At 31.9% G+C, this 16,420-nt stretch carries 13 protein-coding genes; 10 read left to right on the top strand and 3 right to left on the bottom strand.

The window, feature by feature from the left end:
- Nucleotides 1–173: 173 nt before the first annotated feature.
- Complete coding sequence (locus G9C87_RS05855) at nt 174–1,103, top strand: LacI family DNA-binding transcriptional regulator (protein ID WP_172279075.1); 930 nt, start codon at nt 174–176, stop codon at nt 1,101–1,103.
- A gap of 88 nt (nt 1,104–1,191) precedes the next feature.
- On the opposite strand, the gene G9C87_RS05850 is transcribed toward G9C87_RS05855, so the two are convergent.
- Both G9C87_RS05850 and G9C87_RS05845 read right to left on the bottom strand, forming a co-directional pair.
- Nucleotides 1,192–1,398 (bottom strand): hypothetical protein, encoded by a 207-nt coding sequence (locus G9C87_RS05850; protein ID WP_172279073.1) that lies wholly within the window; start codon nt 1,396–1,398, stop codon nt 1,192–1,194.
- 151 nt (nt 1,399–1,549) lie between these two features.
- Complete coding sequence (locus tag G9C87_RS05845; RefSeq protein WP_172279071.1) at nt 1,550–1,696, bottom strand: hypothetical protein; 147 nt, start codon at nt 1,694–1,696, stop codon at nt 1,550–1,552.
- 206 nt (nt 1,697–1,902) lie between these two features.
- On the opposite strand from G9C87_RS05845, the gene G9C87_RS05840 reads away from it, so the two are divergent.
- Together G9C87_RS05840 and G9C87_RS05835 are read left to right on the top strand one after the other, a co-directional pair.
- Nucleotides 1,903–2,922 (top strand): SIR2 family protein, encoded by a 1,020-nt coding sequence (locus G9C87_RS05840; RefSeq protein ID WP_172279069.1) that lies wholly within the window; start codon nt 1,903–1,905, stop codon nt 2,920–2,922.
- A 22-nt stretch (nt 2,923–2,944) separates the two neighbouring features.
- Nucleotides 2,945–4,957 (top strand): hypothetical protein, encoded by a 2,013-nt coding sequence (locus G9C87_RS05835; RefSeq protein ID WP_172279067.1) that lies wholly within the window; start codon nt 2,945–2,947, stop codon nt 4,955–4,957.
- Here the strand turns inward: G9C87_RS05835 and G9C87_RS05830 are convergent.
- The gene (locus tag G9C87_RS05830; RefSeq protein WP_172279065.1) at nt 4,954–5,235 is read right to left on the bottom strand and encodes a helix-turn-helix domain-containing protein; all 282 of its coding nucleotides are present in this window, start codon (nt 5,233–5,235) and stop codon (nt 4,954–4,956) included. The genes G9C87_RS05835 and G9C87_RS05830 overlap by 4 nt on opposite strands.
- A 484-nt stretch (nt 5,236–5,719) precedes the next feature.
- Between G9C87_RS05830 and G9C87_RS05825 the strand changes: the two genes are divergently transcribed.
- The 7 genes from G9C87_RS05825 to G9C87_RS05795 all read left to right on the top strand — a co-directional run bounded on the left by G9C87_RS05825 (nt 5,720) and on the right by G9C87_RS05795 (nt 16,379).
- Nucleotides 5,720–6,265: a hypothetical protein gene (locus G9C87_RS05825; RefSeq protein WP_172279063.1), complete on the top strand. Its 546-nt coding sequence runs from the start codon at nt 5,720–5,722 to the stop codon at nt 6,263–6,265.
- 261 nt (nt 6,266–6,526) lie between these two features.
- Nucleotides 6,527–8,152 carry a T9SS type A sorting domain-containing protein gene (locus G9C87_RS05820; protein WP_172279061.1) on the top strand — a complete coding sequence of 542 codons (1,626 nt, stop codon included), beginning with the start codon at nt 6,527–6,529 and terminating at the stop codon, nt 8,150–8,152.
- A gap of 7 nt (nt 8,153–8,159) precedes the next feature.
- Entirely contained in the window at nt 8,160–10,916 is a 2,757-nt protein-coding gene (locus G9C87_RS05815) for a hypothetical protein (RefSeq protein ID WP_172279059.1), read from the top strand.
- 79 nt (nt 10,917–10,995) lie between these two features.
- Nucleotides 10,996–14,649 carry a DUF6443 domain-containing protein gene (locus G9C87_RS05810; RefSeq protein WP_172279057.1) on the top strand — a complete coding sequence of 1,218 codons (3,654 nt, stop codon included), beginning with the start codon at nt 10,996–10,998 and terminating at the stop codon, nt 14,647–14,649.
- On the top strand, nt 14,630–15,142 hold the full coding sequence (locus tag G9C87_RS05805; protein ID WP_172279055.1) for a hypothetical protein: 513 nt from the start codon (nt 14,630–14,632) through the stop codon (nt 15,140–15,142). The genes G9C87_RS05810 and G9C87_RS05805 overlap by 20 nt, the downstream gene beginning before the upstream one ends.
- Nucleotides 15,143–15,776: 634 nt before the next feature.
- The gene (locus tag G9C87_RS21005) at nt 15,777–16,064 is read left to right on the top strand and encodes an RNase A-like domain-containing protein (RefSeq protein WP_172279053.1); all 288 of its coding nucleotides are present in this window, start codon (nt 15,777–15,779) and stop codon (nt 16,062–16,064) included.
- A gap of 21 nt (nt 16,065–16,085) precedes the next feature.
- On the top strand, nt 16,086–16,379 hold the full coding sequence (locus G9C87_RS05795) for a hypothetical protein (protein ID WP_172279051.1): 294 nt from the start codon (nt 16,086–16,088) through the stop codon (nt 16,377–16,379).
- Nucleotides 16,380–16,420: the final 41 nt, after the last annotated feature.

Genomic DNA, 16,420 nt, shown 5'->3' with positions numbered 1-16,420 from the left:
TATGTTAAATGATGATTAAATTCAAACGTTTGCGCAATCGTTTGCGGTGGATAACTTATTTGAATTTTAACTTTTTAATAACATTTTTATGGTTAAAATTAACATTTTTTTAACTTAGATTTGCTCCGAAAACAGTCCTGAATTAACCCAAAAATGGCCTCAATTAACTTATAATGAAAAGAGTCACAATAAAAGACATTGCCGAAATGCTGAACATCAGTGTATCTACAGTATCCCGGGCGCTGAAGGATCATCCTGATATCAGCAATGCCGTAAAGCTTAAAGTAAAAGAGGCCGCAGAGACTTTTAATTATATCCCGAATGATTTCGCCATCAACTTCCGGAAGAAATCATCGAAAGTGATCGGGCTTATCATTCCTGAAATGTCAATGTTCTTTATTCCTTCTATTATTAAGGGAATATCTTCTGTGCTGCACAGAGAGGGGTACCATTTCTTTTTGCTCTCCTCGGAAGAGTCTTTGATGAGGGAAAAGGAAAATATTATAACCTGCATCAACTCCCGGGTAGATGGAATCCTGATTTCTCTTACGCGATATACGAAAGATCTTTCCCATCTGCAGAGAGCCAGAGACATCGAGCTTCCTGTTGTTATTTTTGATAAAACGATCTCGCAAAATCATTTTGATGAAATTATTTTCGATAATGGGCGGAACGCCGGTATGGCTGCCGAAAAGCTGATAGAAAGTAACTGTAAAAGCATATTGGCCGTTTTTGGGGATGAAAACCTGGAAATAACCCAAACCAGAAGAGATTTCTTTCTTGAAAAACTCAAAAACCATCCGGACATACAGTGCAAAGTAATCTACTGTAAATCTGCCGATGAGGTAAAAGACAAGCTCGGTACCATTCTGGAGTATGAACATTTCGACGGCTATTTTGCCATGAGTGACGAAACGCTTGCAGGACTACACAGCTCATTAGTTAAAAATAAATTACAGGCCTCTGCAGTAAAGGTAATTGCTATTACAGAAGGTATTCTTCCCAAGTACCTGGATGATTCTTATGAATGTATTATTAATGATGGGTATAGCATGGGAACAATGGCAGCATCAAAAATTTTGGAGATAATAAAGGGGGGTTGAATTGGGAGTGTAAGTATTTTTAATAGTTATAATTGTAATTCATTGACTTTAAACTTTCTCCGAAGTCAGGAGACTTCGGAGAAGCAGATCATTCTCTTTTATAGATTTTATTTCTAAACCAATTCTTTATTTTTTTTAAAAACTCCAGATGAATATTTTCTAGCCTGTATATATGTTCATCTAATTCCTTTAATAGTTCAAATTGTTTTTCAATATATTCATTGAAATCAATGATCTTGTCATCATAAAGCTTTTCATTTTCTTGCAGAGCTTTTTCAATTTCTTTAGATGTCATAAATTGATATTGTGATTTTTGACTTATTGTTACTTGGCTTCAGCATTTCTCTGATAGCGATCATAAAATAATTACTAAAATTATGATTCTCCATGATCAAAAAATCCCAGCAGTGCTGAGACTTTAAAAGACATTTGCAATAATTCTAAGATTATTTTGAATCTCCAGGTTTGTGTTTGTGAGGTTTTAATTCCGGATGTTTTGGTCTTACTTCTGGAGTAACTCTTCTTCTTCTGTCCGGAGTTCCGTCAGGTTTGCTAGGCTTTGGACCAGGCTTAATTGCTTTAATTGTTTCCATTTTTTTATTTATTTAACACCTTAAATTTAAAGTAAGTTAAATCTTTAGCATTACGGAAAACCGTATTATTTAAAACTTGGTGCTTTGCTTGTTCAAAAGTCAGGTAAATTGGATCACAATATGGTTGAAATGGGTTATTAACAGTATTATTATTCATTTCAATTCACTACATTAGTTTTATCAAATTTTTTATAAAACTAATAATAATGCAAAGTAAATTTCTGAATGATATATCCTTAATTAGAGAGGCGATAAATAATGATCGATTAGTAGTATTTGCTGGAGCAGGAGTTTCTAAAGATTCTGGACTTCCTTTATGGGGAGAACTTATTGATGAAGTAAAAAAATACCTTAATGAAAGCACTAATGAAACTGATGCATTAAAAATTGCACAGATGTTATACAATGAAAAAGGAGAAAAGGAATATAATGAAATTTTAAAAAAGCTTATTTATAAGAGTTTTCAAAGACATAATGAATTACATGAGATAATATTTGATTTAAAGCCTCAACATATAATAACTACAAACTACGATAATTGCTTTGAAGAAATAATTAATTTGAAGGGATTGCCTTATTCAATAGTTTCGAAAGATATTGATTTACCCTATGCTCAGTTTAAAAATTTATTAATTAAATATCATGGGGATTTTGAGAATCACAATATAGTTTTCAAAGAAAATGATTACTTAAATTTTAGTAAGGATCATACGTTAAAAGAAATATTTGTTAAGTCCTTATTTAGTAACAAAATTGTTTTATTTATTGGGTATAGAGTTGCAGATGTAAACCTCAAAATATTAATAAAAGATATACAATATATTTTACAGAAACATCATCAACGTGCTTATTTGTTAAATCATAACGAGGAGGTTTCCGAATCAGAAATTAAATATTATGAAAATCTCGGGATTAATGTAATAAAATTTGACAATGAATCAATAACTGAAAAAGATGAAATAAATTTATCATTAACAGGAAAAAAGGTTTATTCCCTAATAAATTATATATCCAGAGGGTTTAATCTCAACGAATACAGAAACTCACTTACAAATATAAAAAATGATAGGATATTAGTTAATGAACTTTATAAATCATTAAATAAATTTTATTATTTCAAACGCCTACCTAAATACATAATTTCCAATTTATATCCAAATAAACAGGCATACAAATTGGGAAGCGAATGGGAAATACAATGGACAGTATCTATTTACAGAAAATGAGCGATTATATGAATTTTTTGAAATGTATGAAGGATATCATGATAAAAAATATGATAAAGAAACATTAGATAACATAAATTTTTGCCTTGCAAGATTGGTAAATTCAGGTTTTAATTATTTAGTTTTAAATGTCAATAAGACAAAAATGACTACTAAAAATATTGACTTGATTTCTAAAGTAAAATTTGATGACTCTTGTGATTGTATAAATTGTTCTCTTGATGCTTATGATTTTTCTAATTCACTCAATAAGATGAATGTTTACGAAATAACAAACCAAACAACCTTATGGGATGATTTAGTGTATAGTTATGGGCAATATAGAATATGTGATTATTATGAATCTTATAATTCATTTAAACAAATTGAGGTTAAAGCAAATCAATTGAAAATAATGGAAGTTAGCTTTTTAGCTAAATATAATATGAAGAGATTGGAACTTCCACTAATAAATAGCTTTTTATATGATAAACATAAAGCCAAAGAATTAAAAGCAATAATAGAAGAATCAAGAAAAATTGATTTAGAAGAAGAGTTGACAAGAGTTAAATATTTTGTCGATGAAGATGTTTATTCATTTTTAAAAGAAATTAAAGATGGAATTTTTATACAAAAACTATGTAATGACATTGATCAAGAAGTTGTCAATATATCTGAAAATTTAAAAAAGATTGAAAAAGGTGGTTTTAGAAGTGATAATAGTGTTGAGAATCTTTATAATACAACAGGTACATTATATGCTTTTCTAAATGATAATTTTATTTTAGGAAATGGCTTTTCCCTAATTGAGTATTCATTCAAAAAATCATTGAATACTTTTATTATAGCTTATTATATGGGTACATTAGAGTTAGATGAAGACCAAAGAATGTTTGGACTATCATATTTAAAACAATTTAATTCTTTATTGTTCACCATATTAATTGAAAAAGCAGAATGGAAAGAGATTCATAAAGAAATTCAAGAAAAAAAATTAAATAATATAAAGATTGATAAAGATAGCTTAACTAAAATCTTTAATTGGATCCTTAACTTTTTAAAATCTCCTATAGATCAATATAATAGTTTTTCTAAAAATTTAACTAAAAATAATATTTTTAATTCATATGTCATTAAGAATAAGAATTTTAGAAATAAACAAACAAGAATTTTTGAGAATATTTGTTTAGTAATTGCGTATTTTAGTTTTAATTCTGAACAGACTACTGAACTTTTTAAAAATATAAATACATTTATTAAGTATCAAGATTCAAGCTACTTATTAGAAAATAGTAATATTAAATATATAATTAATAACAAATATAAAATAATTGATAATGATGCTTTAATTGAAATGTTAGATATTTTAGCTGAGAACAATATTTATAATAGCGAATACCTTATTATTAATGATGCACTCAAACAAAAAAAAGTAAAAAAAAACAATGACAATTTTAATTTGGAGTATTTTGATTTTAATGATCAGGAATCAACATTTACTGAATTTTATCACCTTTTAAATAAAGAAACAAAAGTAAAGTTCAAAGAAAAGTTAAAGCTATTTTTACAACATAATAATTATGTTGAATTTTATTTTTCTGCTTTAAGAGAGAAAATATTGACAGATAAGAAAACAAAAGAAATATATAAAACTAAAATAAGAGAGTATCTTGGAAAAAATAATAAAAATTATTCTTTTCGAAAGAATAGTATTGACTTTTATATCATCCAATATTATCTTTTGGTAGAAAAAGGTATTATGGGAAAAAATGATATTGATGAAAATAGTATAATTGAGGAGAGGTATAAATTTTTAAATTCACCTGAAACATTTAGTATTGAAAAGTTAAATATTAATTGGTTGAAAATGTTTAATTGGGATGCTTTTTTACTTAAATATGCTATGTGTGATGCGATTTTCAATAAATTAGAGTCTTCTCTAACTAAAAATTTTGATAAAGAACTATCTGAAATATATTTTACAATGGTTAAACATAGAAATTCGACAAAATCAATAAAGGTGGGAAGCAATATAGATTTAATAGAAACAAGTTAAAATTTATTTGATAATTTGATGTATTTTTTCATATCAAAATCAAAGAGTTCTTGTATTGTAACATTAAGTTCTTTGCTGATGATAAGTAGAGTATCATATCGGGGATTGGTGTTACCTCTTTCTAATTCTCCTATTGTTTTTTTTGCATGCCCGGTTCTTAAGCCTAGTTCTTCTTGTGAAATAGGTTTATTTGTCTTGGGATTTATAACTTTCTTTCTTAATTCAGAAATTCTATAACCAAGAGCTTTTTTACAGTTATTAAGGTCGGTTTCATTCATTAACTGTAAAATTCTAAGTTTAGAATTAAAATTTAGGATACTTATATGTATCTTTTTTAGGGTTTTTCTTATATTTGTCCAATAAGCTACAAAAAAGTAGCTTTGCGATACTTCAAAGAATAATAGAAGCTATTGCTTAGAATCTCGATTCGAAAACTGGTAATTTTAGTACACGAGACGATAAGCAGGAAGCTCACGACCTAGGCGTGGGCTCTCTTATCTGTGTACAAGGTATACCAGTACCCCGAATCGGATATTGTAGAGTCTCATGCCGTTTTTATTTCATGCTGTTCCGCTTTCCTACATTTATTTTTTTCTAAGCTGTTTCACCACATAAAGTATCATGGCAGGGTACAGTGGAGTGTACAATCCATTGCGGCTTCAGGGCTTTCACGGGAAGAGATTTTATTTCTATTCATCATCTACCATACAACTCGGAGTACATCGTAGGCTGGTGGTATAATGCATTCTAAAAATACAAACAATGAAAAAGATAAAAACAGATTTCGATCGCCAGTTTCGGGCTAACAAGAAGCCTTCCGGCTTGAAGCTGATGGAAACATTCTTTCAGTTCAATGAGCTGGATGTTTCCAAAGAAAGGCTCAGCAACTTGATAAATTATGCAGTAAAGAGGAACAGCTGGATTAATGAAGATCCGGCGGTGATCTTTGAGTTTTACCATTCGATGAGGTCACTGATCCGGGCTGGTTATCTCATCATGCTGAAGGAAAGGAAATGGACGGTTGATACGCGGCCGGAAAAGATTTCCCCTTGGGTTCTTGGCCTGCTTTCGGAGAAGGAATACCGGAATCCGTTGCTGGTTTTCAAAACAGCATTCAGGGAATACACCCCCAAAGAATTTGATTATTTTATGTCCGGAATCGTCTATTTCTCAATGGGCGTCTATGAAAATCTGCCGGAAAGGAATATCGTGATGCCGTATATCCATACGGTTAAAATGCTGGATGCGGCACACCTTATCCTTGAAAGAAGGAGAGAAAAGAAAATGGCGGGTACAAATTCAGGATAAGAAGACTATGCTAAACTTCTCAAAATATCATTTGAGTATTTTCTTGATTATTTACACTTCAAAATTTAATGCGTCAATTTCTGTCGTTATACAGCAATACCTTTGCAGTATGCTAATCGTAACATTTTGTAAATGAATAATCAAACATGATGTAATTCATATTAAATCTTTTTAAAGTGAAATTAACAAGTCATAAAAAGCGTTAAATTTGCACGCTTTTATATCAGACGGAATTAAACTAAAAAATATATACCATAAAGGATGAAAAAACTCTACTTCAGTGTACTTTCTATGTGCATTATTTCCGGGTTATCAGCCCAGGAAGTGGTTTGGCAAAAAGATATCAAATCCTCAACCCAGGATTTCCTAAGCCAGGTAACCACAACAATCGATCAGCAGTATTTGATAACAGGAAGTGTCATACAGGCAGGAAACCAGAAGAAAGATGCAGGAAGCAATACCCAGCAAAATAATGGTTACGACTTTCATTTGGTGAAGCTGAACCAACAGGGAGATCAGGTTTGGGAGAAATATTTCTCAGGAAACAATCATGATTATTTGTCTTCAACTGTAGCTACCCAGGAAGGAGGATTTCTAATTTCTGGAACCTCATATTCAGGAAAGGGAATAGATAAAAAAGATGATTCCAAAGGAGGATCAGATATCTGGCTCATCAGGATTAATGAATTTGGAGATGAATTGTGGCAGAAGACTTTGGGAACAAGTGCTGATGAAGAAGCCAGAGCGGTTATCCAAACCACAGATTTAGGATTTGTTGTAGCCGGAAATGTTCAGAATGCATCCAAAGGTTACGGTTCAAAAGATATCCTGATTATCAGACTCGATAAAAATGGAAAAGAACTCTCACAACTTATTTTAGGAGGAAAAGGATTAGACGAAGTGGAGAAGATGATCCCCACAAGAGACGGAGGAGCAATGCTGGGAATCTATTCAAGAAGTTCAGAGTTTCGTGTTTCCGATTCCGGGAATCAAAACTCAGCCACAGGAACCTCAGGTTCCGTATCCCGCTATGCAAAAACCACTGAAAACTTTGGTGAAGGAGATTACTGGATCATAAAACTAAACAAAGAAGGAAAAGTAGAATGGGAAAAGAACCTGGGAGGAAAAGGAGATGACCATCTAAGAACACTGGCTTTAACCTCAAACGGTTATCTCATCGGAGGGGAATCCAGAAGTGAAAGATCCGGAAACAAAACAGTAGGAATAGAAGAAGGAACAGATTTATGGCTGGTTTCTTTAAATGAAAGAGGAGATGAACAATGGCAAAAATCCTACAACTTCAAAAACAGAGATGTTTTGATGGGAATGACTGCCCTAAATCAGCTATCAACCGACAACTCTCAACCCTCAACTAAAGGAATATTGTTGGGTGGCTATACTCAGGCAGAAGGAAGAATAGAAACAGATGATGAAACATTCTGGATGCTATATCTGGACCATAATGGAAATGAACAGTGGAGAAAGCATGTAAAGGGAGAATCCAGAAAGAGAGAGGAGAGATTATCGGATATTAAGCTGAACAGAGATGGTTCCATCATTTTAGCAGGAACCAGTGCAGAGGAATTAGGGAAGGAGAACTGGAAGATCGTTAAGCTGGGAGACAAGCAATTGGATCAGCTAATTGAAAAACAGGATATCAAGATCTACCCGAATCCGGTATCAGATTATGCTTATGTAGAAATAGGCTTTGATTTCAGGGAAGCTGATATTACACTCTATGATATGGGAGGAAGACAGCTTCAGAATCTAAAAACAAAGAATAAGGTTACGAAGATTAATACACAGCCATTGATACAAGGTGCTTACCTGGTGGTGATCAAAACGGATACGAATAAAACGGCTAATGCTAAATTGATTAAAAAATAAATTACCAATGAGGAATATATATATATTACTGATATACATTTTTGCATATACTTTATATCATGGTCAGACCCAAAGCCAAAATACAATAGGTATAATGCCTGTACCCTCGGTAGCTTCGCTGGCTACCTATAATAATATTCCTGTTTCTGTTCAAACTGGAGTTCCAGATATATCCTATTCTTTGTTTGAGGTATCTACAAATAATAAGTTTGTAAGTGTTAATTTACAACTAAGCTACCATACAGGAAATGTTTCTAAGGAGATGTGGTCGGGAGAAGTAGGAACGGGTTGGGCATTATTAGGACAAGGTGTTATCTCTAGAGAAGTTTTGGGTGATTTTGATGAATCATTTGACAATTCATCAGCCTTTTATTACATAAAAAATGAATTTGATGATATTTACAATTTTAGTATTCCTGGAGAAACAGGGAAATTCAGAGTTCTGAGAAATAAAGGAAGCGATGTATTTGAAATTATAAAGTTAAGTCCATTTAATTCTAAATTAGAATATACAAGAACAAGCAATACTTCCACCTTAATATTTGACTCTTTTACTGTAACAAATGATAAAGGAATTAAATACAAATTTCAAAATTATGATCTTTCAACAATGCGTGTATGGATGTATGATCACCCATTGGAAGGATCAATGTATGCCGATAGAAATTATAGGAGTGCCTTTTATTTAAATTCTATTTTGGATGAAAACAATCAAGAACTTGTAAAATATAGTTACCTAAAAGACACAAAATATGTACCAGGTACTTCAAATTTAGTCATAGAATCAGAAACGAACAAAGTTAGCAAAATAGAAATTAAAGATAGAGGAATTATAGAGTTAAATTATGATAAAAATGAGTCGGTAGATAAAAAGACCGATAGATTTAGCATTAACAATATTGTTTTAAAAAATATTAATAATCAATTTATTAAAAGATACAAATTTGATTATGATTACTCACCCAATCGAAGACTAAGAGCTTTTAAGCAAGTGGATGCTGCTGAAAATGAGATTGAAAAGTATACATTTAATTATCAATTAGTATCAAGTCCTATTTCTGAGGGTGACCAAGAATCATTAGAAGTATTAAAAAATGTTAAATTACCAACCGCAGGAATGGTTGAATATAATTTTGATCTTGTTCGTTCTTATTATACAGATATTACAAAAACATATACATCACCACCTGTAGAATTGGCTACTGTATCTTTTGATCAATTTAATGCCAGTACTAAAAAATATTATTTCACTCTTACCCAAAATAAAGAAATAATGATAAATATACCCTCACAGCTTCTTTCTGGATTTTGGTCGTTGAATTTTTTTAAAAAAGAAGGAAACACTTATAAAATGCTTCCCTTCACACTAGATGTTAACTCGCAATCAATGGAAAAAAGGATATATCCACCAGGAGAATACTATGTTTCTTTAGAAAATTCAGATCCTTCAGCTCCCTTCAATGGCCCAATTAATTTTAAAGCGCTTTACTATGACCAGGACCCTATTGAAACGGTTAATTTGATCGCTGGAAAAGCTAGGCTGCTAAGGATTAGGAGTATAAAATATTTTAATGAAGAATCTGTAGGTTTGGTTGCAGCCAGAATGGAAGAGTATAATTACAACAAATTTGATGACCCTTCAATCACTAGTGGATATTATACAGAGATGGGATCAAATTCAGATCTCAAACCTGTAAATCCAATAGCGGTCTATAAAAATGTAAAAGTAACTAATGGAAATGGTTATACGAAATATTACTTTAAAGCAGCTGATGCTTATCCTTCTCAGCCAACTGCTGATCATGACCGGGCTTACTGGCCATATTTTAACATTATGAGAAGTGGTCTAATAGAAAAAAAAGAGATATATAATTCTTTGAATCAAAAGATTACTGAAGATGTTTTTGAATATACGATCAATGATGATGCATCTCCAACATATTTGTCAATTCCGACGTGGATGGGAGGTAATTTTTATATGAACACTTCATGGATAAAAAATCAAAAAATAAACTCTAAAACTTTTTTTAATAATGGTATAAGTGAATCGCAATCAGAGACTGTAAGAAATATGAGTAATTATAAGATAAATCTTGAAAAACTTATTTCTTTTGATGGGACAATTGAGGAAACAACTTATCAATATGCTTTGGATAAAAACAATCAAAAGCTTATTGGAGCCAATATGATTGGTATTCCTTTGGAAATAACTTCTGTAATAAAGAAAACACCTTCTGATACAGGAAAAATAATGTCAAAATCAGAAACAAAATATGATAATGTTGCTAACAAGTTTCCATCTTCTATCATTTCTTATGATACTCAAAATATCCTTGCGTCAGAAACGATTTTCAATCAATATGATATCAAAGGGAATTTACAACAGTATACGACTAAAGACGGAATCCCTGTTTCAATAGTTTGGGGTTATAATAAGACACTGCCTATTGCTAAGATTGAAGGCGCGACGTACAGTCAAATAACATCATATGTAGCAGATATTATAGCTAAATCTGATGCTGATAAAGATGATGTATCTGAACAGAATCTGCAGAATGCTTTGAGCCTTTTCAGAAATAACTCCAATCTCAGAAATTACCAGATCACAACCTATGTTTATGATCCTTTGATCGGTATGAAAAGTATGACCCCTCCTTCAGGGATCCGTGAGATTTATAAATATGATAGTGCCAACAGGCTGGATCAGGTTATCGATGAAAACGGAAAAGTATTAAAAAAATATAGATATAACTACAAACATTAAATGTAAAATGTATTAGCGTAAAATGTAATAATGAGTGATAAGTCAGTACAGATTACAGGAATACAGAAAACAAAACTTTATGAGAAAAAGAATAATATTATACATATCATTGTTTGTAGCAGGATTTTCATATGCACAAACAAGCACGGAAAACTATATACAAAGTACAACCTGTTTAGATGCGGATTGTATCAAGAAATTCGAAACAGTACAGTATCTTGACTATTTGGGAAGACCAAAACAGATTGTAGGCATAAAAGCTACACCTACAGGAAAGGATTTGGTAACACCCATTGTATACGATGAATTGGGAAGGCAAACCAGAAGCTATCTTCCAGTTCCACAATTGTCTACTACTAATGGAAATATTTATCCTCAAAATGCGGGAATGGTTCCTTATCCGGTAGCGGATGCTACCAATTTTTATGGAGGTGAAAAAACATATACAGAGAAAACCCTTGAAAAGTCTCCCTTGGAAAGGGTTTTGGATCAAAGACAGGTAGGAAATGCATGGAATAATAAGCCAATTACTTTCGGATATGATATAAATAGCTTAGCCGACCATGTCAAACAGTATGAAGTGGTAACGACCTGGGATCTAACCGAAAAATTATACAAGAATGAACTGAAATATACCGTTTCTGGATATGCTGTTGGGAAATTAATGAAAAATACGGTGACAGATCAGGATGGAAACAAGACCATAGAATTTAAAGACGGTTCAGGACAAACGGTATTGATAAGAAAGGTAATAAATGCGTCACAAAATGCCGATACCTATTATCTTTACAATGACTACAAGCAACTTGCCTATGTTATCCCACCAACGGCCTCTGCAGGAACTCTTAATGAAACCGTTGTAAACAATTTTTGTTACCAATATAAGTATGACAGTAAAGGTAGGCAGGTTGAAAAGAAGCTTCCAGGAAAAGGCTGGGAATATTTTATTTACGACAAACAGAATAGACTCATAATGACCCAGGATGCCAAAATGGGAGATTCCAGGCAATGGTTTTTTTCAAAATATGACCAGTTTGGAAGAATCGCTTATACTGGAATTTATACATCAACGCAAGCCTACGGAACAGCAGGAAGAGTTGCTGAACAGGCATTGGTAGATGCTAAAGGGAATAATAATGTAGTAAGAATGGCTTCTGTAGGATTTATTGTAGGTGGCCGTGGAGTGTATTATAGTAATAATAACACAAGTTATCCCAATTCAATCAATGTACTTTTGAGTATTAGCTATTATGATACCTATCCGGTATATAGTTTTAATCCAACTTTTCCAACTGATATTTTAGGAAGTTCTGTAATTACGGATAATTCTACGGGAAATTCTATAAGTACTAAAGGCCTTCCAGTAATGACACTGGTTAAAAATATAGAAGATGATAACTGGACTAGTGGCTATAACTTCTATGACAATAAAGGAAGGATTATAGGGACTTATTCAGTCAACCATTTAGGTGGATATACGAAAACAGAATCAGAACTTGATTTTACAGGGTTAGCAAAACAAACCAAGGTTTACCACAAAAGACTGGCAACAGATGTTGAAAAGGTAATTACCCAGACCTTTACCTATGACAATCAAAACAGGTTATTGGTCAATAAACACAAAGTAGATAGTAACCCGGAAGAAATTCTGACACAGAATGATTACAATGAATTATCTCAATTAAGAAGCAAAAAAGTAGGTGGAACAAGCATTGCATCGCCACTTCAAATTATTAATTATACGTATAACATCCAGGGATGGCTGACCAAGATCAATGATCCTGCAAATCTTAACGGTAAGCTCTTTGGGTACGAAATGAGGTATAACAATCCTGTTAACACCAACATTGCACCAGGAAGGTTTAACGGAAACATCGCGGAAGTAGATTGGAAAAATGCTTCAGAAGATATATTAAAAAGATACAACTATGAGTATGATAATCTGGACAGGTTAAAAAAAGCTCTCTATAATGAGCCCATTACAGGAAATGAAGGTAAGTATGACGAATATCTTACCTATGACCTGAATGGAAATATAAACAACCTTAAACGTACAGCTGTTCCCGTATCACAACTTACTCCTACGGTAGTTGATAATCTTGATTACCAATATACAGGAAATCGTTTGGATAAAGTGATTGAAAATTCAATGAATGACACCGGTTATGAGGGTGGAAATAATCCCATTGATTATGACCTTAACGGTAATATGATCAATATGAAGGATAAAGGAATTAATACAATTGCCTATAATTATCTTAATTTACCAGATTCATATTCAATTACTCAGAATGATCCCTTTTCCGGAGTTGTTAATTTTGGATTAAACTATTTATATCGTGCTGATGGAGTAAAGATTCGTAAGACGAATACGAGAGGTGGAGGGAAAGGTAAGCCTACAACAAAAAATATAATTGATTATTTGGATGGTTTCCAATACAGTTATTATGAATCTTCCACTTGCTTATGGTGTAAAACCAGTGTGGCATTTGAACAGGAAGCATTTAAAGATGGAGATCCTGTTTTAGAACCAGTACCATTGGATCCACAATGGATTCTTGATTTTGTTCCAACTGCTGAAGGGTATTACAGTTTTAAAGAAAACCGCTATATTTACCAGTACAAAGATCACCTGGGAAATGCCAGGGTGAGCTATGCTAAAAACAGCGCAGGTGCTCTTGAAATTACCGATACCAATAACTATTATGCATTTGGGATGAATCATATTGGACAAGGAAAAGGTCTTTTAGGGGGATATAATAATTATAAATATAATGGGAAGGAAATCCAGGAAACAGGATTCTATGATTATGGAGCACGGTTCTATATGCCAGACTTAGGAAGATGGGGAGTTATAGATGCTATGTCTGAAAAATATAGAAGACACAGTCCCTATAATTATGCTGTAAATAATCCTATAATGTTTATTGATCCGGATGGAAATGACGTAACAACTTATACAGGAGAAGCTGCACGACAGATGTTTTCAGCATATAAAGCAAGCATGTCCCTAAGCTCTGAATTGGGAAATAATTATTTTACTGGGTTTAATTTCAGCCAATTTGGAAATGGAGATAATAATCCTCCTGATGATCATTTTAATCAATTTGGAAAGTTTTTATATACGGATAATAAAAAAACAAATAATATTGTTATTGATTTTCAAAACCCTATTACAGGGGCCCTAAATACAGCTCCTTGGCTATCTGTAGAATTAAAAGATTATATTTTTGATAAAAATAATTTTTCTATTATTATGAATATAGCAAAATATTATGCAAAAGCGGCTGGTGTAGATTTAGCAAACCTCAGAAATGGAGAATTTTCAGGTTCTGTATGGAATGGTCAGAAGTGGGAAGGTGGACAACCTATTTTAAAAAGTGGAACATTTAATACTTTTAATGGTGGAACATATTCTTATAAGGGAGTCTTAAGTACAATAAAACATGATAGAACAATTAACTTTACTGTTACTAATGGGCATTTAAATGGCTATTTAAATGATAAATATAATTTAATAAGTACTCTAGAACATGAGGGTGGTAAGGTTAGCCATTTAACTGTTAACATGCAATCTCCTATTGATGACTCAGATGTTGCTCAAAGAAATGAGCACTTAATTTTGTACAAAAATCAAATTAATTCTCCTACATTTAAGAAAACTACTCTCGATTATCAAAAATTAATATTAAGTAACTATAAAGATGTTAAAAATGGAGCAACTGGCAATTAAAAATTTTATATATCTATTCATTCTTTCTCTTATATCATGTAAGCAAGAAGAAAAAAAAATTGAAACACGAATTCATTATCAATATGTTGTTTACAAGGCGAATAAAAATAATCATTTAGATCTATATCTAGAGAATTTCCTTTATTTATCAAATAATAGCAGAGATACTATTAAAATAAAATTGCAGGATATTATAGATTCGTACAAAGTTATTTATAAAAAAGATACTTTAAATCTTCAATTTTCTGACGATCAAGATATTTTTATTTTACCCAATAGTTCAATAGATGTAAATTGTATAACAAATTTGAAACAAAAGGTTTCAAAATATCCTGAAGAACAACAGGCTGATAGTTTAGAATTTAATATATATAATATAAATGATAATAAACCATTGAAAAGAACTGTGGATTATGAAATACGAAATACTAAAAACTTTATGATCTTTAAGGATGCTTCAGAACAAAGTGATTCTGCAAAAAACACTTTGTAATAGATAATCTTCCCCAGCTTGCTTTCTACCGCTGGCGCGAGCGTCTCGCTCGTGTCGATAGACAAAAACAAACCCTCCCAATTTGCGAGGGTTTTGTGTTATAATGAGTAATATTTTTAATTTTGAGTGCTTGAATAAGCCATTTACAATAGAATGCAGATGTTTTTTATTTTCGGATCAAGTTTTTTGATGTCGCTAAAACGGTTGAGCATTGCCGGATCTTTAAAGATGTTTATTTCCTCAGTTTCTCCTAGAAGATAACTGATAGTAATTCCTAAAATCTTAGCAATATTTTGGCTACTCCAATAGAAGGATAAGGAAGCTTTTTGCCATTGAATTTACTAATGCCATATTTTTTCTATATTTAGGAGAAGTATATAGTAAATACAAAATGCTCGTAAACTCAATGCCCCATGCTGGCGCGAGCGTCACGCTCGTGCCAGAATAAAGATTAACAATCTATATATAAATCCGAGAAGATACACTTTCTCGGATTTATATTTTTAGTATTTAAGATTAATGGGCCTGAAAGTAGCTTTGTAACATAAATATACAAATGGAAATATGGTAATGAAAGAAACTACTGTAATGACGACCAGAAAATTCTGGAAATAGATTTAAATTTGTGATGTGAATGGCAACGAGCGTGACGCTCGCGCCAGCGGAGGCAAGCTCTTTTACAAATGAAGCTGTTGCAGAATCAGTTATTAGATCGACAATAAGAAGTAATCGAGCTGCAATTAAATCGTGGTTAAATTCGGGAGCTACGACCAATCTTAGATTAGAATATAATAGAGTGAATAATATAGGTCGAGGAATAATGAGAAGTACTGGTGTTGTTAATGATTTGAGTAATGCTAGAATAATTCTTAAAGCAAATGGAAATGGTAATTATTTTATATTAACAGCATTCCCACAATAAAATAAAAAAATAATAAAGAATATGGACTTTAAAAAAAAATTTCCAAATTTATATCAGTTTTTTGGAGCATACTTTCCAGATGCAGATTTCGATGATTTAACTGATGAAGAAGTTGTTGAAAATTATATTACAGATTGTAATAAATCGGAAGTGTCAATAAAGACTTTAGGTAAAGTAAAAGAAGAATTACTTATTCTCATTGAGAACATTGACTCTTACTGGCAAGAAGTTGGAGATGAAGCTAATCGTTATTTTGAAAACTCTAATGATGCTTTAGAATGGTTAATGATGATAAAAAAAGAATTGAATGGCTAATTTTGACTTTTATCACTAACGAATAAATAGATCCGAGAAGG

It is taken from the genome of Chryseobacterium sp. LAM-KRS1 (genome assembly GCF_013184525.1).
In the GTDB taxonomy this organism is placed as follows: Bacteria; Bacteroidota; Bacteroidia; order Flavobacteriales; family Weeksellaceae; genus Chryseobacterium; species Chryseobacterium proteolyticum.
This window is presented reverse-complemented; position numbering and strand designations above follow the sequence as displayed.